The organism is Mucilaginibacter sp., from assembly GCF_025359345.1.
Classification (GTDB): Bacteria; Bacteroidota; Bacteroidia; order Sphingobacteriales; family Sphingobacteriaceae; genus Mucilaginibacter.
Genome location: NZ_JANYGQ010000033.1, coordinates 176,514 through 196,967, shown reverse-complemented (window position 1 = coordinate 196,967; position 20,454 = coordinate 176,514). Strand labels below are relative to the sequence as shown.

The following is a 20,454-nucleotide window of genomic DNA, read 5'->3' as shown; positions in this document are numbered from 1 at the left end:
TACAAACTGATAATTTATTTTTCTTTTAATGCCACGCAGCATGTAGTACAATTATGCATCTCCAAATTCCCGCCGGTTGCCCTTGCCAACTCTGCATTTGAAAAAAATCCAGCCATGGGTGCATTCCATACATTTTTTATTCCTTCAATCTCCTTTTGTATCATGGGGCCCAGGGCCATTAACCTGCCGGCACAGCTAAAAACCACTACGGCATCGGCTTCGGGCATTTCTTTGGCTTTCAAGTCCTCGCAATTTTTGATCACTTCTTCAACTACATCAAAATCGGGCGGCAACGAAAACCGCACTTTGCTGCCTTGCGGTACCGTACCACTGCAATAAAAGGAATGGTCGGCCCAGTCGATCAACAGCCCAGGCCGCATAACAGGGTCACCATTTTCCCGTTGCAATTGCAGGGGCAGTGTCGACGCGATCTCAATTATCAGGGTTTTGTTATCGGGCGAGACATTTTCGATACCGCCATATTTTGCAGTAAGATCCAATACGGGTATGTTGTCTACCGTGTAAACGTGATTGCCCTCGCTTTTTGTAACGGTCCTTAAAGTGCCAACGGGTTTCCAGCCACAGGTTGCCCGCCCTTTAATGGCTATTTTATCTTCGTCGAGCACCAGCACAACCATACCCCTTTTACTTTCGGCCGAATTGGCAAAAACTAATTGCTCTGAAAACGAATAATCATCGCCGGCCGCCCCGCCAAATACGTTTACATGCTTGCCGACAATATCCTCAAAACCAAGCAGCAGCGCTTCAGCATCGGTTTCTGTATGACTGCATGAAATAAGAAACGCCGGGCGGGCAAACCGCTCTAACGCTTTTTTTGCCATTGAAGCTGTTTTTTCCCTGTAGTTTTTTTCGGGATATTCATCAAACATAATGGTGAAGTAGTCCCGGTCCATATCCATTAATAGTATGGCTATCGAACCGCTTCCCGGCTCTTCATCAATAAATTCGCCGTTAGTTGTGGCACCAAAAATGCTGATACCTGCATCGCTCAATAATTTACAGATGGCAAGGTGGTCTTGCCTGATGGAAAGGAAAACGATAGCCAGTGTTGGTTTAAAACCGTCGAGCAGGCTGTGCGCCAGGGCCCTTTCAATTTCTTCGGTTGATGTTCCTTTTATCGATTTTGCTTTCATATTATAGGGCGCACTATTAATTTGATTAGCTAAAATAACATGAGTTTAGTATAAGGACCAATCGGAGCAATTTAAAACAACTGATAATCAACATGTTTCACAGCGTTCCGGGTGTTCCGCTAAAAAAAATGGAACGCTTGCTGCATATAACCCAAACCTGCACTTTGCCTCACCTAAATAACGAGGGCATATCATAATTCATCAAATCAATATTATTTCAAAGGCAACCTTATGGTGAATATGGTATACTCGCCTTCCTTACTTTCAATATCAAGCTTGCCGCCATGTGCCTTTACCACAATATCGTAACTTAAACTCAGGCCAAGCCCAGTGCCTTCGCCCGTGGGTTTGGTAGTGAAAAACGGTTGCATTATTTTTTCCTTAATATCATCGGGGATGCCGGTACCATTATCTTTAACGGTTATCACCAGCGTTGGCGCCGCTCCTTTGGTAGGTGGTGGGGCTAAGGTGCTTACTTCAACGGTGGGTTTAAAATCGCCCCCTAAGGCTTTGTGCTTTTGCTGCACAGCGTAAAAGGCATTGTTAAAAAGGTTCAGCAATACGCGGCCCACATCCTGTGGCACTAAATTAGCCATAGGCAAATCGGGCGCCAGGTGGGTTTCCAAATGCGCGTTGAATGATTTGTCTTTCGCCCGCAATCCGTGGTACGATAGGCGTAGGTATTCGTCGGCCAGCTTGTTTATATCGGTTGGTTCTTTGGTGGTGCTGCTGGCGCGACTATGCTGCAACATGCCTTTCACAATCCCATCGGCACGCTGCCCATGGTGACGTATTTTTTCAAGGTTTTGTTTAATATCGGCAGCTATAGCCATAGCTTCATCTTTGTCGCCTTTTTCCAGCTCTTCGGCCATCTCGTCAATCAACTCCATACTTACCTCGCTGAAATTATTTACGAAGTTCAGCGGGTTTTGTATCTCGTGGGCAATCCCTGCGGTAAGCTCGCCCAGCGATGCCATTTTTTCTGATTGTATCAGTTGGTCCTGGGTGGCTTTCAGTTCCTCAACAATATCCTGCAGGTTTTCTTTTTGTTTAACAAGCTCTGCGGTGCGTTCATTTACCAATGCTTCCAGTTCTGCCTTGCGTTCTGCCGCTATGCGGAGGGCTTCATCCTGCTTGTTTGAGGTAGCCCATTTGCCAAAAATCCAAACAAAAGCCGCAAGCGTGGCAAATTGAAAATAATTCTCATGTTTGTCGTGAAAGCTTTCGGCAATTAATAGGGTAAGCCCGTTGATAACGCCAACCGCTACCAACGGATAATTTGCTTGCAAGTATGGTTTTTGTGTAACAAAATCCGGTTCGTTGTCTATATACCATAGCATCCCGAACAGCATCCCTGCGCCCAAAATATCTGCAAAAGCTTCATAGTTATCAAGCCAAATGGCGTTTGCAATATAAACCACGGGTAAAATCCAGGTGGCTGTTTTAAACATTCCCTGCCATTTGGGGAACAATGGCGTGAATTTATAACGCTTTACTAAGCGCCGTACCAGTAAAAAAGCTGCCAGGAAATAGAAAACATTCATGTTGTTATGTAGATATTACGAACTAAAGTTAAATATTAAAACTTTAACTGTTTATTATTATGCGTTTGTAACTTTATTTAAGGGCAGCCAAACCGCAAACTCGGTGTATTCGCCTTCTTCGCTGTCAACATCAATTTTGCCACCATGACCTTTTACCATTATATCATAACTTAAACTAAGGCCCAAACCTGTGCCTTCGCCGGTTGGTTTGGTGGTGAAAAAGGGTTGCATTATTTTTTCTTTGATGTCATCAGCTATGCCTGTGCCGTTGTCTTTAACCCGCAAATAAATACCCTGGCTGCCTGACGGAGGCGTAAACAAGCTGGTTGATACTTCCACAGTGGGTTTATAATCGTCGCCGGCTGTTTTTTGCTTTTGCTGAACCGCATAAAAAGCATTATTAAACAGGTTAAGCAATACCCGGCCAATATCCTGTGGAACAACATTTACCAGTGGAAGGTCGGAGTCAAGGTGCATTACCATTTCGGCGTTAAAGCTTTTGTCTTTTGCCCGCAGGCCGTGGTAGGCCAGGCGCATAAATTCGGATGCCAGGTTATTTATATTGGTGGACTCTTTGGTACCGCTGCCGGCTTTGCTGTGCTGCAGCATGCCTTTTACAATGCTATCGGCGCGGAGGCCGTGGTGGCGTATTTTTTCCAGGTTCTGTTTAATGTCAGCGGCAATTGAAATCGCTTCATCTTTATCGCCTTTACTTAACTCCAACTCCATTTCGTCAACCAGTTCCATACTCACCTCGCTAAAATTGTTTACAAAATTCAGCGGATTTTGTATCTCGTGGGCAATTCCCGCAGTAAGCTCGCCAAGTGAGGCCATTTTTTCGGACTGGATGAGCTGGTTTTGCGTAGCTTCCAGTTCGTTTAAGGTTTCCTCTAACTGGTCTTTTTGCTCCTGAAGCAGTTCATTGGCTATTTTTCTTCGCCTGCTGCCGCGCCATAAAATAATCGCCAGCAAAATCAAAAAGACGGCTACAATGCCAAGGCCATAAAGCTCAAGGTCGGCAACGTATTTTTCCTGCTTAGCTTCAACTTCACGCCGGTTTTGTTCGTCGGCAAACGCCAGCGCCTGGGCGCGCTGGGCTTTGTTAAAGTTTTTCAGGCTGTCGCGTATGGTGTAATATTCAACTGTGTATTTAAGTGTACTGTCAGCCTTGCCGGGAAAGCATTTTGAAAGTAACAGCGTTGGAGCAAGCAAGGTGCCCAACGATGAGCCTTTCGACATTTGATAAACCTTTCGCGCATAAAACAATGCCGAGTCGCGCGTGTTGCTCTTTAAGTAGTAGCGCCCAATATTAATCAAAGCTTCTGTAGTATTTGAAGTGTCGCGCCTTTTTGCGGCGATTGTGGCTGCGGCCCTGTAATACTTAAGCTTAGTTTCATCGGGCATAAACCAGCTTAAGGTTATCAGCGCACGCGGCACCTCGCTTTTGTAATTATCAACACACCACCTGATAAACGTTAAAGCAAATTTTTTAGCGGGCCCTGGCTGATGAAGCTGCAAATAGTAGAGCGTTAAATTCCCCAGCGCGTAGGCAGTGCTCATGGTATCGTTGGCAGCCTGCGAAAAACGAAGCGCCTTTTCTATATATGTTTTGCTCAGCGCCAGGTTATTGTCTCCGTAGCAAATGCTCAGGTTACCGTACGCAATGCCAATGGCCTGTTTATTGCCGGTTTGTTCGGCAGTTTTTAATGCCGCAAAGCACATTTTTACGCCTGCATCCTTGTCGCCATTTTCAACAATGTTATAGCCTAGCTCGGCGGTAATAACGGCCTCGGTTACCAGGTCGTTATTTTTTTTTGCCCAATTGAGTATTTTATAATGATAGTTTAACCCCTGTACCGAAAAATCAATGCCATTATTGATAATTTGATAAACAAGCTTTAACCTTTTGGCAATAGGTTTTGCCGAAGGCAGCAACCTGAAAAGGCTGTCCTTATTTGGTGTAGGGTTTATTTTGGTAGTATCAGCCAGGGCGACACGTACAAGGCTGTCCACATTTATGTTGGCCGTATCAATCTTTTGTGCATTTGCAGATGCGATGGATAGTATAAAAAATAAAACCAGGTAAAATATCTTCATTAAATTAAATCTGTCGGTAGTGAGTAAATATACCATCGATGTACATTTTCCATCAAGTAACTAAATAATCGGCTAATAAACAAATATAGGGGTGCAGGGCAAATAAAACATTTAATATATTAGCCGCAAAAACCCTTATTGTATGCAATTGGATGATGCCGGTAACTATATTATTAATAAATTGAATGACGAGCTACCGGAGTATCTGAATTATCATAATGCATCACACACCATTGACGTGTATGAAGCCGCTAAGCGCCTTGCCCTTGCCGATAGAATTTCCGGCGACGAAATGACCCTACTTTTAACTGCCGCCTATTATCACGATAGCGGTTTTTTAATTAAGGCAACCGGGCACGAAGAAGAATCGTGCCGCATTGCCCGCGAAACATTGCCGAAATTTGGTTATGACACCAACGAAATAGATAAAATTTGCGGAATGATAATGGCAACCCGTTTACCGCAATCACCAAAAAATCACCTGGAAGAAATCTTGGCCGATGCTGATTTGGATTATCTTGGCCGGGATGATTTTTCTTTTATTGCCAACCAGCTTTTTTTAGAGAACTCGTTTTTTGGTACAGTCGGCGATATGGACGAATGGAACCGTAAACAGGTAGCATTTATGGAAAGGCATCATTATTTTACCAAAACCGCCAATAATTTGCGGCAAGCTAAAAAGGATGCTAACTTAGGGCGCATAAAAGCACAGGTAAAATAACAGATGAAGAATTTACAATTGCCATCATGGTTGCAGGACACACTTTATGTTGTTATCGGTATTTTATTTTGCGGCTTTGCACTAAAAAGTTTTTTAGTCCCCAACAGTTTTTTTGATGGCGGGGTAACGGGTATATCGCTGCTGTTGCACGAGCTTTACCACTGGAACATCGCCTATGTAATCGTAATAGCCAATATCCCATTTATTATTATGGGGGCGTTCCAGATAAACAAAACGTATGCTATAAAAACAGTTATCGCGATCATAGGCCTTGGGCTTTGTTTGTCGTTTATAAATTATCCGCTGGTAACTTCCGATAAGTTGCTTACGTCAATTTTCGGCGGGGTATTTATGGGAATCGGTGTTGGGTTGGCCATACGAGGCGGCTGTGCACTAGACGGCATCGAAGTGCTGGCCCTTTATACCGGCAAGCGGATTGCCTTTACCATCAGCGAAATAATATTAGGCATCAATATCGTTATCTTCCTGATAGCTGCCATTAAGCTCGGACTGCCAACATCACTATATTCTATATTAACTTACTATACTGCATCTAAAACCATCAGTTTTGTTATCGAGGGGCTGGAGGAATATACCGGCGTGACTATCATTTCGGGTCAGAGCGAGCAAATAAAACGCGAACTGGTAATGACTCTTGGCCGTGGCATAACCATCTACAAAGGCGAGCGCGGCTTTTTAAAAGACAGCTTCGACGTTAGCGCCCCGGTTGATATTATCTTCACCGTAGTAACCCGCCTCGAGGTTCGGCGCCTGCGCAACGTGGTTTACGAAATTGATGCTAAGGCATTTGTGTTTACCAGCACTATAAAAGAAGCTGCCGGTGGTGTGTTAAAGAAGAGGGCGAGGCATTAACTGAAACCGATGTCCGCCTGTAACTCTATTCCAGTGCTATAGTATAGTTTTGCGTTCCTGTTCACAGTGGAACATAAGGAACAGGGTGGAACAGTGAATAGTGTGCACAGGACAGCAAAAAACCTCTTTCCGCATTAATAAGGCACCTTTTACCCTATCTGCGATGCTAAAAAATGCGAAAAGTGCTGACAAATTAGTGTCAGCACTTTTGATAAAAACTGCTTACTCTTCTGTTTTGCCGTCCATGAGTTGTTATAAAAACAAGAAAATCCGTCCGCCATGCATTGCTGCCGCCCATGTATGCAACATCTATTTTTTTACATAGTCAAACGTATAGTTCCTCACAGCAAGCGTGTCGTTTTTCCCGAGTGTTTTGGCGCCATCCCGGTTAAATTCATTATGAACAATAGTTTGTTCCCGGCGTGTTATCACGTTGGTTAAACTATCCCTATGTAAAATTCCAAGTACCATGTAGCTTATATGCAACACCGACATGTCCCCATTGGCAACAACTATACGCGAAGCATAAACATTTCCATTGGGAAGAACGGATGTCGCCGGCTCCTTGAAAAACGGAGCGTATACAACCGCCAGGTTCGTTGAATCCACTGGTTCTGTATAAGCGCTAAACACAAAACGATCGTTTGTTTTTACATAGTGGAAAGAATCACTGCCCCACTGAAAAAGCCCGTCTGTCCTAAAGGTTACATAATCCTTACTCAATTGCGGGGGATAAAACACATTAAGGCCAACCGCTTCTGCCGACCTGTCCACAAACGGTTGCCCGGTTATCTGCCCATATTTCGTATAGGCTACCGTCCCCTTGGGTGTAATGCTTTTAAGATAAAGTGTAGTTGATTGTTGTATTGGCGTGGTTTCTTTTTTGCACGATGTTAATACGGTAATTAAAATTATTGCGAATGTAATCCCGATCTTGTAAATCTCTCTCATTTGTTAAATTTGCGCAAAAGTAACAAAATTTAACTTTTAATGAATTTTATAAGGGGTGGAATAAAAAAGTTACAATTAACGCTGCCGCGAGTTTACGCCAAATCGTTCAGAAGGATTCATTTGGACTAAGCTAGCGGCAGCTAAACAAACGATGTTTATTCAATCAAACCTTTTTGCCTCAGAATGTCGGTTATGTTCGGCTCGGTTAATTCAACTTTCTTCAATATTTTTATGATTTTATCTGCATTTTTTTCGCGAACTGCAGAATCAAATTGTTCCATTAAGCCACTAACCCACAGACGTTCGTTTACCGTCATTCCTCCATAGTTATTATCCATAATGTAATTATTATCTTGGCAAATAACTACATATTAAACGTTCCGTTCCTCTCCTGTTCCTGGTAATTCTGCACGGTTTCAATTGCGTTATCAATCACATCGCTTAAAGCAACTATAAACGTCCCCGGCCGTGCCAAACTCATTGAGTGTTTAATGGCGTCAATCTCATTCGGCACAATTTCGTAGGTCTTATTTTTATCAACGGAGTTAATGCCTTCAATAAGCAGGCCCACAATATTTTCTGCCGTACGGCCGCGCAGGTGTTTTTCCTGGCGGATGATGATATAATCGAACATCTCGGCTGATAGCTTGCCCAACTCGCGGATATCTTCGTCGCGCCTGTCGCCGGTACCGGCAATGATGCCTATTTTTAGTGGCGAATCTATATGGTCTAAAAACGCTTTGATGCCCCTAAAGCCTGCCGGGTTATGGGCGAAGTCGATCATAAAGCGGAAATCTTTAAAATTAAAGATGTTCATTCTTCCCGGCGTTTGCGCTGCGGATGGTATGAACGTTTCCAGCGATATTTTGATATCGTCGGTTTTAAAGTCGTAAAGGTAGGTTGCCAGCGTAGCCGCCAGCACGTTCTCGATCATAAATGGCACGGTGCCGCCAAACGTTACGGGGATAAGGGTAGTACGCTGCACACGTATTTTCCAATCGCCTTTCTGTATGGTGATAAAGCCATTTTCGTAAATGCAGGCAATTCCGCCCTTTTTGCAATGCGATTTAATAATGGGATTATTCTCGTGCATGCTAAAGTATGCTACTTTGCAATGCGCATTTTTGCCCATTCGCACACAGTATTCGTTGTCGGCATTCAGCACGGCCCAGCCATCTTTTTTAATGGCATCAACCACTACACCCTTTACGCGGGTAAGGTCGTCCAGTGTGTGGATATCAGCAAGCCCAAGGTGGTCTTCCTGTATATTGGTTACTACGCCAATATCGCAAAAACCAAAGCCCAAACCAGCACGCAAGATACCGCCACGGGCAGTTTCAAGCACCGCAAAATCAACGGTCGGATCCTTTAAAATAAACTCGGCGCTTACGGGGCCGGTGGTATCACCCTTCAGCATCATCGTGTTTTGCACATACACCCCATCGGATGTGGTGAAACCCACCCTATGACCATTATTTTTAACAATATGGGCTATCAGTCGTGTCGTAGTGGTTTTTCCGTTGGTGCCTGTTATCGAGATGATCGGGATACGTGCCGACTTTCCCGGTGGGTATAACATATCTATCACATGCCCGGCAACGTTGCGCGGCAAGCCTTCGCTTGGCGCGATGTGCATCCGGAAGCCAGGCGCGGCATTCACCTCTAAAACCACACCCCCATTTTCGGTAAGCGGTTCGGTAAGGTTTTCGGCCATAATATCGATGCCGCAAATATCCAGCCCGATGATTTTGGAGATACGTTCGCAGATAAATATGTTTTGCGGGTGCACATGGTCGGTAACATCAACGGATGTGCCGCCGGTGCTCAAATTAGCGGTCGACTTTACAAAAACCTTTTCGCCTTTTTTTGGCACAGTTTCTAAAGTATAGCCTTTCTTTTCCAGCAAATCCAGTGTGTCCCGGTCTATCGAGATTAAGGTAAGCACATTCTCGTGACCGTAACCACGGCGCGGGTCGGTATTTTCTTTGTCGATAAGCTGTTGTATTGTCGATACACCATCACCTTTAACGTGAGCAGGATCGCGCAGAGCGGCAGCTACCATTTTGTTATCAATCACTAATACCCTAAAATCGTACCCGGTTATAAATCGCTCCACAATTACCCGGCGCGATATTTTGGCTGCAAACTCGTAAGCGGCAACAGCATCTTCGCGGGTGCGGATATTGATGGAGATACCGCGACCGTGATTCCCATCCAATGGTTTAAATACCAGCGGAAAGCCAACTTTGCGGATAGCTTCGTCCACACCTTCAAGCGATGATATAGTAATCCCCTTGGCAACGGGTATGGCCTGCTCCAAAAGCAAACGCTTGGTTTCGTCCTTATTACTGGCAATATCAACGGCAATGCTGCTGGTTTTCTCCGTCATGGTCGCGCGGAAACGCACCTGGTTTTTGCCGTAGCCCAATTGCACCAGCGACTGGTTGTTCAGCCTAATCCAGGGGATATCCCTTGCTATGGCCTCTTCCACTATCGAGCCGGTACTTGGGCCCAGGCGGGTATTTTCGCGTATTTCGCGCATTTTCTGTATGTCGCGGTCAAGGTCATAATCTTCACCATTAATAACAGCATCGGCAATGGCCACAGCGCTTTCGGCAGCAAAAATGCCCACCTTTTCCTCGAGGTAGGTGAATACAACATTGTAAACCCCTTTTGTTTTTGTTTCGCGGGTGCGGCCAAAACCGGTTTCCATACCGGCAAGCGATTGTATCTCCAACGCAATATGCTCAATTACATGCCCCATCCAGGTACCGGCAATAACCCGCTGAAAAAAGCCCCCCTCAACACCCGGCGAACAACGATGCGTATAAAGGCTGGGCATCAGTTTCTCCAGTCGATCATAAAAACCCTCAATAGTATTAGTTGGGCGATCTTCCATGTCCTCCAGGTTCAGCCGCATTTGTATTAATTTTTTACGACTAACACTCCAGATGTTCGGGCCGCGCAATACTTGTATATTTTCTATCTTCATAAAGATGATGCTATCAATGTTTGGGGGTAATTTTCTTTTAAAACTAAATAACTTAAGCGTTTAATAAAACTTTTGCCACAAAAAAGGCATTATTATTTACAACAACCTGTGTTTATGGCGGTTTTTATTTTAATTTGTAGTGCGATAGGCGAAGGTTGATTACGTGAGTAAGTTGATTACGTTGAATTGAGTTAATATAGTTAAACTTAATGAACATTGTCAACTGAAGCAATCATTCAGCCTAATCTAACTTAATTAACTAAAAATGACTGTCCCGAAAGGTAAATTAATAATTATTGGCGGCGCCGTTGACATGAACACAAATTTGGGCGCACAGGAGCAATTGATAAAACCTGATCACCTTAAATTTTTTGAACAGGGAATATTGAGGCGGATAATTACCGAATCGGCAAAGCAATCAGGTTCAATTGTTGAAGTTATTACTACGGCATCGCAAATCCCCGACCTTGTGGGCGAGGAATATACCGAGGCCTTTAATTATTTGCTGGCAAACCCTATTGGGGTGATGGATATCCGCAAGCGCGAGGATGCGTCAAACCCTGAATACCTGGAGCGCATACGCAAATGCGATGTGGTGATGTTTAGCGGCGGCGACCAGTTAAGATTAAGTTCGATTTTTGGCGGCACGGAATTTTTGCAGATCATGAAGAGCCGTTACGAAAAAGAGCATTTTGTTATAGCAGGCACATCAGCCGGGGCAGCAGCGGCATCAACCAATATGATTTATCGCGGCCAAAGCAACAAGGCGCTGATTAAAGGCGAGGTGCAGATAACCGCAGGACTTGGTTTTATTGATTCTGTTATTATTGATACTCACTTTGTGCAGCGCGGCCGTATCGGCAGGCTGTTATATGCGGTAGCCAGTAATCCGGGCATGCTGGGTATCGGCTTGGGCGAGGATGCCGGTTTGCTGATAACCGAAGGCACCATGATGGAAGCAATCGGTTCAGGCCTTACTATTTTGGTTAATGGCCGCAAAATGGCCGAAACCAATATTTATGACGTGGAAATGGGCTCGCCGGTATCCATAAAAAATATGCGGGTAAGTGTGATGTCGATTTTTGACAAATACGATTTATTGACCAACCAGTTAATGATAAAGAAAAGCGTGAAGGCCGAAGATACCGTAGCGCATGTGCCGGGTATAGGAAGCTAAGAAGAGAGTCAAGAATCAAGAAGGCAAGAACCAAGAAGTCAAGAACCAAGAAATTTCGAAATTTGAGAGAAAATCGCCGCGCCACGTTTTTCATCTTGGCTCTTGATTCTTGACTTCTTAATTCTCTACCATAATACGTGTTTACCAATGAAAATAATAATCCACGGTGGTTTTTTTAGCGAATCGCAAACTAACCAGAAAGTAAAAAAAGCCAAGCAGGATGCGCTTGCCGAAATAGTGCAGTTGGGCCATAAGTACCTGCAAAGCCATACCGCTGTCGAAACCGTGGTTTATACTACCTGCCTGCTCGAAAATTGCGAACTGTTTAACGCAGGCACGGGCTCACAAATACAAAGTGATGGTAAGATACGCTTAAGCGCCTCGTTGATGGATGGCAAAACCATGCGTTTTTCGGGCGTGATAAATATCGAAGATGTAAAAAACCCTATCTGCATTGCCGAGAAACTTTTACCTTATGACGACCGCGTATTGAGCGGCAGGGGCGCCCTTAATTTCGCCCGCGAAAACGGCTTTAAATATTACAACCCCGAAACACCGCAGCGCCGTAAAGAATATGAAAAGAAACTAAGCGATTCCATCCGCCTTGGCACTGTGGGCTGTGTGGCGCTCGATGTTTACGGCAACCTGGCAGCCGCCACCTCAACGGGCGGCAAAGGCTTTGAAATACCCGGCCGCGTAAGTGATTCGGCAACTACGGCCGGTAATTACGCCAATGCTTTTGCAGCAATATCATGTACTGGTGTAGGCGAGGACATTGTTAGTGGTGCAGTCGCATCAAATATAGTAACCCGCGTTACCGATGCCATGCCATTAGCCCTTGCAACCGAAAAAACCTTGAACGAACTGAAACCCTACGATGGCTTTGCCGGCATCATCGGCATATCTGCCACCGGCGAAATTTATCATGCGGATACGCACCCTTATATGGTGTGGGCATCGTATGATGATGAGGTTGAAGTATTCGCGTAGAGACGCAATACTTGCGTCTCTACGCTGACAGGTAACCCGCATTTATATTTCTCGATTTTTTATAGAGACGCAAAGTATTGCGTTTCTACAAAAAACCATTCATCCTATTCCCTATCTTTAAACCCATGAAACTTAAACTCACCTTAGCATGTCTGCTTGTTGGTAGCGGCTTTGCCTTTGCACAGCAAAACGATATGAAAAACATTGCGGCAACCAACCCGCCTGATGTTGCTTTAGCGCCCTTACGTTATTTAGCGTCCGACGAATTGAAAGGCCGTAACATTGAGCGCCCCGAAATAAACACCGCCGCCCAATATATTGCCGACCAATTTAAAGCGGCCGGCGCAAAGCCGGTAGACGGTGCTACCGGTTATTTTCAACTGTTCAGCCTGAGGTTTGTTACGCCCTCTGCAACCGGTACTGTATCTCTTGGTTCGATGACTTTTAAAACGACAATTGACGCATTGCAGCCTGAAGCAAAAGATATTAAACTTGATGCCCCTGTTATTTACGCTGATAAAGATATAGCTGCCGGACTGCCGGCTGCCGATGTAAAAGGCAAAGTGGTACTGGTTGATATGGGAAAGGTTAATCAAAGCAACGGCTCACAATATTTCCGCGGAATGGCGGCACTTCAAAAAACACTCACCGAAAAAGGCGCGGCTGCATTAATTGAACGCTGGAATACCGACGCAACATTTTGGGGCGAAGTAGCGGGCTATCTTGGCGGCAGTAAACCAGCCGGCCCGGCAGATGAAAATCAATTGCCAACACTTATTATTAATGCAGCAAAGCTGGATGATGGCGTAAAAACTGCCGGCGCCAAAGCCAGCATCAATATTTCGGGCACCGGGGTAAAAGACATCGCCCTGAAAAATGTAATGGCTTACATCCCTGGTACCGATGCGCAGCTTAGCAAACAATACTTACTGTTGTCCTCGCATTACGACCATTTGGGTGTAGCCGCAGTACCCAGGATGGAAGAAGGCAAACTGGATAGTATTTATAATGGCGCCAGGGATAACGCTTCGGGCACCACCGCTATAATTGCCGCCGCAAGATATTTCGGTAAACATCCGGCTAAACGTTCTATATTGTTTATTGCCTACACCGCCGAAGAAGAAGGCCTGCTGGGCAGCATTTACTATGCTGCACACCCGGTTACGCCGTTAAAACAAACCGTTTATAATTTAAACATTGATAACGCCAGCTACAACGATACTACCTTAATATCGTTAGTCGGAATTGGCCGCACCAGTGCCGACCCGCTTATTGTTAAAGCTTGCCAGGCTTACGGGCTGCATGTTGGCGGCGACCCAACCGGTGGCGAACTATTTTCTGGAAGCGACAATTACCCGCTTGCCGGCAAAGGCATACCCGCTCCAACGTTTAGCCTCGGCATGAAAACGTTTGATGGAACCATTACCAATCGCTACCACCAGCTAAGCGACGAAGCCGGCAATATGGATATGAATTATGTAATGAAGTTTATCGGTTCCTATATTCTTGCCGCCAAATACGTTGCCGATGACCCCATACAGCCGCAATGGACAGCGAAGGATGTATATGAAGGGGCGTGGAAAACATTGTATGAGAAATAAGACGAAGCAGGTTAAGGTCGGTTAGGCCAATTTTTTACCGGTGGCCTGCAACATTATTTTAACTTGCCGGTCAAATCATCCAGGTGAATAGTGAAACTGAAAATTATCTTGAAGATAGAAGCTTGGTTACTAAGGTGCTGGGCGGTGATAACTATGCTTTCGGGATAATCATAAAAAACACCGAGGGCCTGGTTGCCATGATTGTGTTTAAAATGATACCCAACGCCTACGACCGTAAGGACATTGCGCAGGATATTTACTTAAAAGTATTTAACAGGTTAAGCGGGTTTAGGTTTCAATGCAAACTATCAACATGGATTGGGCAAATTGCTTATAATACCTGTTTGCACTACCTGGAAAAAAAGAAACTGGTTTTACCTGGCAATAACGGCGAGGAAGGTGAAACATTGAATACTTATCACAACAGATTAAAGGGCGCGTTTGCCCATGACGCCGAAACAACCGTTTTCAAAAAAGAACTGTCGGGTATTTTGCGGGATGAAATCGAAAAGCTGCCGCCTGTTTACAAAACCCTGGTTTCACTTTATCATCAGCAGGAGTTGAGTTACGATGAAATAAACCAAATTACCGGGTTGCCAGCGGGGACTGTAAAAAACTACCTTTTTAGGGCGCGAAAATTATTAAAGGAAAACATATTGGGCAGTTATAAAAAGGATGACTTATGAACATTACGCATTTAACGGAGCTTGAAATCCAGGATTATGCAACCGATGCAAAAAATAGTGAAGGCGTGGTTAGTCATATTGAAAGCTGCGAAAGTTGTAAAAACAAGGTAGTTCAGTACCGATTGTTGTTTAGCGAGATTAAAAACAGCCCTGTACCGGCTTTTAATTTTAACTTAAGCGAAGTGGTTTTAGGCCAGCTACAGGTAGTTGAACAAGCGCGTACGGGATGGGTATTTGCTAAATATTTACCGCTGTTTGTTACAGTTATTTTATTGGCTTTCCCGTTATATTTTTATCGGGACGTTCTCGCAGGTATTGTTAAACAAACCCAGGTTGATGTTTTGTGTACCGCAATCGTAGTTGCCCTGACTGTCGTAGTGTACCAAAGCACAAGCCTGAGCAAAAAATTCAAAAGACAAATGAGCACTTTAAGCATGATTGATAATTTGCAACATTAATTTATCATACCGGTCTAATCAACCATATTTCAGCAAAAATGAAAAAGACAAGCTTACTTGCCGGCCTTACAGGTATATCATTTGCAGCAAATGCTGCGGACGGTAACCTAACCGATGAGGGCATAAGACAAATGGTATTAAATGTCACGGCACTAGTCGTTATTTATTTGGCATCGTCGTTTATATTGAAAGCGGTTAAATCCTTTCATGATTATCGACTTAAAGATAAAATGATTGAAAAGGGTGTGCCTGATTCAGTTGTAGAACAGTTTCTGAAAACGCCGGCCGATGATACCAAAAATCAAACAATAAAATGGTTTTTCATTCTTATGAGTTTGGGAGTTGGGCTCTCTTTTATCGGATATTATAATCCACCGTTTATCTCTATGGCGGCAATAATGAGCTTCTGTATAGCCGGCAGTTTTCTTGCCTTCTTCATTTATATAAAGACGACATCGAAGTAAACAATTAATTTTTATGAAAAAACTTAAAACCGGCCCGATAGCGGCCCCGGCATACTATTGCCTTAACTTTTGGAAAATATTGGCGGCACTTGTATTGGTATCTACATTGAGTATCAATTTATTTGCCCAAACGGCCAGCGAATCAAAATTGATCGCCCCCGGGCTTTTGCGGCAGGACTTCAAAATATTAAAAGACTCGCTGCAAAAACTGCACGCCGGTTTAAATACCTATAAAACTAAGGAGCAAATGGCGGAACTGTTTAACAACTGCGAAGCGAAGCTGAATGCTCCAATGACTTTAACAAAATTTTACAGCTTAGTACGATATTTAGTCAGCGGCATAGAGGATGGCCATACTTCTGCTTTTCTCCCACCAGATTTTAATAGAAACCTAATTAATAATGTTAAATTATTCCCTTTAATTGTACGTTTTATTGGCTCAAAAGCCTATACAACGTGCGATAGTGAGGGATTGGCTGCGGGAACGGAAATTACCGCCATAGATGCTCACCCGATAAATCAACTTCGGAAAGAACTTTTTACCTATATACAATCTGACGGGCAATCGCAGGGCGGAAAATACGCCGAACTGAACAACGGGGATAGCCCTTTACTGTATTTATATTACTTGGTTTATGGGGAAAAGTCAGCGTTCGATATATGGTTTAAGGCCGCAGACGGCAAGATTGAGAATACGCATATTGATGCAAAACAATTTAAGGATATTGCGTGCCACCCAACACCAGTCCCGGTAACCCAATACCTAAAGCTGGCTTATCAGCCCGGCGATGTAGCGATAATGACCATTAAAAGCTTTTTTAATGAAAAGTTAGATATAACACGCGAAAACCTCACCGACTTTCTGCAAAAAAGCTTTAAAGAACTGGATGAAAAACACATTAAAAAGCTGATTATCGATTTGCGGGACAACACAGGGGGCAATGATGGTAATGGTGCGCTGTTAATATCATACCTAACCGCTAAGCCATTTCGCTATTATTCATCAATAGAAACCACCACCAGGAAATTTGAGACGAAGGATCACGACCAGCTTGCAATACAACAACCGCACGAAGATAATTTCAAAGGCCCTGTTTTTTTGCTGATTAACGGCAAAAGCTTTTCGGCAACTACCGATGTTTGTGGTATTGCCCGGCAATTTGCAAACGTAAAATTTATTGGCGAAGAAACCGGCGGCGGCTATTATGGCAACACTTCAGGCGCAAGGACAACTCTGTATCTGCCTAACACTCAAATAAAGGTAAATATCCCTTTATGGAAGTACAACACTGCCGTGAAACCACTTAAATATAGAGACAGGGGGATTATCCCTGATTACCCGGTTACGCCAACAATTACGGACTATATTGAGCATAAAGATGTACAAATGGATTACGCCCTTAAGCTGCTAAAACAGGATTAGCTAAATTTCAAAAGAAAAAGCGCCGCTGTTTCATCAACAACGGCGCTTTTATCTTTTTCGACTTTACCGACTTTTCCGTCTTTCCGGACTTATTTCAAATCAAAACTTGTTTTTCCCATGGTATACCCATCAGCATACATTAACACGGTATACGAGCCTTTTTGAAAAGCAACCGGGTTTACCCAATCAATAGTAAATCCGCTGCCATCATCTTTAAATTCAATTGATGTTTTATAGGTGTATTGCAAGTCTTGGCCGTCGGCATTAAAAGTGCCCGCATCGGCACCGGTTACCAGGTTGCCGGTTGGGTCAATTACCCGCATATAAACGTCGTGCATGTTTTTCTCAGCCACGGCGTTGCTGGCTATAGTAAAGTTTATTTTAATTTTCTTGGCAACGCTCGATCGCTTGGTGTCGACCTCTTTGCCGCTGCCCCTTATTTTGTAGGCAACAACATCTACAGTGGCCACTTTAAGGGCCGATGCTACTTTAACTTTGGTGCCTAAATCCTTGTTTTGTTTAGTAAGGTCACTGTCTTTTTTTGCAGCAGTAGCTAAATTGGTTTTTAGCGTATCCCTTTCTACAGCCAATGTTGCATTTTGTTTTTTAAGCTCTTCAATTTGGGCTGTATAGCTGGTTACAAAATACCTTAGTTGTTTTACGTCTTCCTGTGCTTTAGCTAGTTCGGCAACAGTCATTTTGCCTTTTGCCAGTTCGGCCCTTAACACCTTTATCTTAGCCTTTAGCGAATCATTTTTGGCCATCAGTGTCGACGACATGCGGGTTTTACCTGCATTTACCTGTTCAATTTGGGCCTCGAGGCTGTCGAGCTCGGTTTGCAGTCTGCTTTTTTCGTCGTTTTGGTAAACTATTTTAGTGTCCGATTTGTTTTTTTGCATGTACAAGTACACATCCGTAGCAAGCAAAGCCAATACAACCACAATCAGGAAGTAAATGACATTTGAATTTTTCTTTGGTTGCTGGCTTGTTTGGTTTTCCATAGCAGTTAGATTTTTTAAGTGTTCAATAATAATTAAAGTAAGCCGGTTTTATAATAATAAATGTTACAACTTATTTGTTTTGGCGCTTCAGCATTAATTCCCGGTATAATTATTGATTCTATCCCATTAAAATTTTGTAAATGTGTGAAAAATATAACGCAAATTTTGCCCTAAATGTTATAACACGTGTTTTACGGCTTGTTAAAAGTAAATACAATATGATTAAAACACAAAATACGGGCAATTATTATACATATACTAAAACGGCTTGGCATTGAGTTTATATCTTTGCAGCTTTTAATAATTTGTTTGATGCGCATCTACCGGCTATTGATTTTCTTTTTGTTAATATTTACCATTTGTTTAAAGGCACGCGCCCAGCCGGTACAAAATGTCGATTCTATATTAAACGCAAAAAACGCAGATAGCGACACCACCCCGCCAAAACGCGAGTTTAGGGGCGTTTGGATAGCCACCGTTGAAAACATTGATTGGCCAAGCAAACCGGGCCTGCCCGTTAGCGAACAGAAGCAGGAGATGATTGACAGGCTGAATGCCCACCAGCGCCAGGGCATAAATGAAATAATGTTCCAGATACGGCCCGCAGCCGATGCCTTTTACGCTAAGAGCCGCGAACCATGGTCTAAATGGCTTACCGGCAAACAGGGTAAAGCCCCCGACCCTGCTTACGACCCACTGGAGTTTGCAATAAATGAAGCCCATAAACGTGGGATGGAACTACACGCCTGGTTTAACCCTTACCGGGCAACAAACGATGGCAAATTTTCGCTACTGGCCCCTTCGCACATTACCCGGATAAAACCGGAGTGGTTTTTTACCTATGGCGGCATCAAGCTTTTTAACCCCGGGATACCAGAGGTACGCGACTATATTGTTAAGGTATTTTTAGATGTGGTAGATAATTACGACATAGATGGCGTACACCTGGACGATTATTTCTACCCGTACCAGATAGATGGCCAGCATATTGACGACGCGCAGGCATTTGCCACTTATGGCGCGGGTTACCTGGATATAAAGGATTGGCGGCGGCACAATGTAGATACGCTGATTGAAATGCTAAGCGACAGCATCCAGGCGCATAAGCCCCGCGTAAAATTTGGCATTAGCCCCTTTGGAATTTGGGCGAACACCCGTCAAAATCCCGATGGTTCTGCAACGCACGGCGGCTCATCATATTACGAATTGTTCGCCGACTCGCGCAAATGGGTTAAAGAGGGCTGGGTTGACTATATTAATCCCCAGCTATACTGGCCCATGGACGACCGTAACGCAGCGTTTAACACGCTGCTCGACTGGTGGAGCAATAACACCTACGGCAGGCACCTGTACATCGGGATGGCTGCGTACCGCATAAACGAGCGAAAAGTAAACAAGTTCAAAAACCCGGGCCAAATGCCTGAGCAAATACGCTACCTGCGCAAAAACCCAAGGGTGCAGGGCAGCGTTTATTTTAGTTCAAAATCACTGATAAACAATCCACTGGGTATTGCCGATTCGTTAAGACAAAATTATTATAAATACCCGGCGCTGCCACCGGTTATGCTTTGGCTGGATTCTGTAGCGCCAAAACCGCCGGTAAACTTCACTACAACGCAAACACCACGAGGTGTTGAACTAAAATGGACCACACCTGAACTTGCACAGGACAAAGAACCTGTGTATGGTTATGTGGTTTACAAATTCGACGGCAATGAAAAGGTGAATTTAAACGACCCCAGGCATATCCTTCATATTCAATATAACAGCAACACTTATTTTATTGATAACGATGTGAAACGTGGCAAAACATATTTGTACGTAGTAACGGCATTGGACAGGCTGAAGAACGAAAGTGAGCCATCGCCAACAGTGGCAGCGGTTTTGAAATAGGGACTGACAATTCTGAACCTGGTTGCATGTTTACTAAATCCCCGCAACTACCTGCGTTGCCGTTTCGGGTTATAAGCAATTACGTAGTTAAGATGATCTTTTAAAACAGTTTTTACGTCGAGGCCTTGTTCAATTGTATTTAATGGCTGGTGCAGCCTCGATTTAATTGTGTAATACACCGGCAAGGCTATTTCGCCAAATATCTTTGCAGTAACCGCAGGGTAATAATCTTTTTGAATTTTTGTTTTTTGGGCCTCGGTACCAAGTACCAGTTCCCAGCTATCATCGGCTTTGAAGCCGTTTTCCAGCGCCGTATTTGTTAAATCGAACAAATACATCCTGGTTTCTTTTTCTATGGTTGGGTTTTTCATATTATTTATTTCTTAAAGTCAATACCTGCCGGTTTGTAAAAAGGCCGGTAAGCAGTAG

The 20,454-nt window shown here is 43.9% G+C and carries 18 protein-coding genes; 10 read left to right on the top strand and 8 right to left on the bottom strand.

Annotation, left to right across the window (positions count from 1 at the left end):
- Positions 1-14: 14 nt before the first annotated feature.
- The 3 genes from Q0R52_RS23310 to Q0R52_RS23300 form a co-directional block, all read right to left on the bottom strand.
- Positions 15-1,154, bottom strand: a complete 1,140-nt coding sequence (locus tag Q0R52_RS23310) for an FIST N-terminal domain-containing protein (protein WP_295799271.1) — start codon at positions 1,152-1,154, stop codon at positions 15-17.
- A gap of 212 nt (positions 1,155-1,366) precedes the next feature.
- Complete coding sequence (locus tag Q0R52_RS23305) at positions 1,367-2,698, bottom strand: ATP-binding protein (protein WP_295799268.1); 1,332 nt, start codon at positions 2,696-2,698, stop codon at positions 1,367-1,369.
- Positions 2,699-2,755: 57 nt separating this feature from the next.
- Positions 2,756-4,795 (bottom strand): ATP-binding protein, encoded by a 2,040-nt coding sequence (locus Q0R52_RS23300; protein ID WP_295799266.1) that lies wholly within the window; start codon positions 4,793-4,795, stop codon positions 2,756-2,758.
- Between the two features lie 142 nt (positions 4,796-4,937).
- Between Q0R52_RS23300 and Q0R52_RS23295 the strand changes: the two genes are divergently transcribed.
- Together Q0R52_RS23295 and Q0R52_RS23290 are read left to right on the top strand one after the other, a co-directional pair.
- The gene (locus Q0R52_RS23295; RefSeq protein WP_295799263.1) at positions 4,938-5,516 is read left to right on the top strand and encodes an HD domain-containing protein; all 579 of its coding nucleotides are present in this window, start codon (positions 4,938-4,940) and stop codon (positions 5,514-5,516) included.
- Positions 5,517-5,519: 3 nt separating this feature from the next.
- Positions 5,520-6,389, top strand: a complete 870-nt coding sequence (locus Q0R52_RS23290) for a YitT family protein (RefSeq protein WP_252791083.1) — start codon at positions 5,520-5,522, stop codon at positions 6,387-6,389.
- Between the two features lie 309 nt (positions 6,390-6,698).
- Here the strand turns inward: Q0R52_RS23290 and Q0R52_RS23285 are convergent, their stop codons facing one another.
- From Q0R52_RS23285 to cphA, 3 genes are all read right to left on the bottom strand, one after another.
- Positions 6,699-7,340 carry a hypothetical protein gene (locus tag Q0R52_RS23285; protein WP_295799260.1) on the bottom strand — a complete coding sequence of 214 codons (642 nt, stop codon included), beginning with the start codon at positions 7,338-7,340 and terminating at the stop codon, positions 6,699-6,701.
- A gap of 155 nt (positions 7,341-7,495) precedes the next feature.
- Positions 7,496-7,678, bottom strand: a complete 183-nt coding sequence (locus Q0R52_RS23280) for a hypothetical protein (RefSeq protein WP_295799256.1) — start codon at positions 7,676-7,678, stop codon at positions 7,496-7,498.
- Between the two features lie 26 nt (positions 7,679-7,704).
- Positions 7,705-10,332: a cyanophycin synthetase gene (gene cphA, locus Q0R52_RS23275; RefSeq protein WP_295799255.1), complete on the bottom strand. Its 2,628-nt coding sequence runs from the start codon at positions 10,330-10,332 to the stop codon at positions 7,705-7,707.
- A 265-nt stretch (positions 10,333-10,597) separates the two neighbouring features.
- Here cphA and Q0R52_RS23270 point away from each other — a divergent pair, with 265 nt between their 5' ends.
- The 7 genes from Q0R52_RS23270 (at position 10,598) to Q0R52_RS23240 (ending at position 17,131) form a co-directional block, all read left to right on the top strand.
- Positions 10,598-11,509: a cyanophycinase gene (locus Q0R52_RS23270; protein ID WP_252791081.1), complete on the top strand. Its 912-nt coding sequence runs from the start codon at positions 10,598-10,600 to the stop codon at positions 11,507-11,509.
- 147 nt (positions 11,510-11,656) lie between these two features.
- Complete coding sequence (locus Q0R52_RS23265) at positions 11,657-12,499, top strand: isoaspartyl peptidase/L-asparaginase (protein ID WP_295799251.1); 843 nt, start codon at positions 11,657-11,659, stop codon at positions 12,497-12,499.
- A gap of 125 nt (positions 12,500-12,624) precedes the next feature.
- Entirely contained in the window at positions 12,625-14,100 is a 1,476-nt protein-coding gene (locus tag Q0R52_RS23260) for a M28 family peptidase (RefSeq protein ID WP_295799248.1), read from the top strand.
- An 83-nt stretch (positions 14,101-14,183) separates the two neighbouring features.
- Positions 14,184-14,786: a sigma-70 family RNA polymerase sigma factor gene (locus tag Q0R52_RS23255; protein ID WP_295799246.1), complete on the top strand. Its 603-nt coding sequence runs from the start codon at positions 14,184-14,186 to the stop codon at positions 14,784-14,786.
- Complete coding sequence (locus Q0R52_RS23250) at positions 14,783-15,244, top strand: hypothetical protein (protein WP_295799244.1); 462 nt, start codon at positions 14,783-14,785, stop codon at positions 15,242-15,244. Before Q0R52_RS23255 ends, Q0R52_RS23250 begins: the two co-directional genes overlap by 4 nt.
- A 38-nt stretch (positions 15,245-15,282) precedes the next feature.
- A complete protein-coding gene (locus Q0R52_RS23245; protein ID WP_295799242.1) occupies positions 15,283-15,708 on the top strand; it encodes a hypothetical protein in 426 nt (141 codons plus the stop codon).
- 13 nt (positions 15,709-15,721) lie between these two features.
- Complete coding sequence (locus Q0R52_RS23240) at positions 15,722-17,131, top strand: S41 family peptidase (protein WP_295799239.1); 1,410 nt, start codon at positions 15,722-15,724, stop codon at positions 17,129-17,131.
- Positions 17,132-17,220: 89 nt separating this feature from the next.
- On the opposite strand, the gene Q0R52_RS23235 is transcribed toward Q0R52_RS23240, so the two are convergent.
- On the bottom strand, positions 17,221-18,132 hold the full coding sequence (locus Q0R52_RS23235; RefSeq protein WP_295799236.1) for a hypothetical protein: 912 nt from the start codon (positions 18,130-18,132) through the stop codon (positions 17,221-17,223).
- 312 nt (positions 18,133-18,444) lie between these two features.
- Here Q0R52_RS23235 and Q0R52_RS23230 point away from each other — a divergent pair, with 312 nt between their 5' ends.
- Positions 18,445-20,025 carry a family 10 glycosylhydrolase gene (locus Q0R52_RS23230; RefSeq protein WP_295799233.1) on the top strand — a complete coding sequence of 527 codons (1,581 nt, stop codon included), beginning with the start codon at positions 18,445-18,447 and terminating at the stop codon, positions 20,023-20,025.
- Positions 20,026-20,072: 47 nt separating this feature from the next.
- On the opposite strand, the gene Q0R52_RS23225 is transcribed toward Q0R52_RS23230, so the two are convergent.
- Positions 20,073-20,396 carry a hypothetical protein gene (locus Q0R52_RS23225; RefSeq protein ID WP_295799229.1) on the bottom strand — a complete coding sequence of 108 codons (324 nt, stop codon included), beginning with the start codon at positions 20,394-20,396 and terminating at the stop codon, positions 20,073-20,075.
- Positions 20,397-20,454 lie beyond the last annotated feature (58 nt).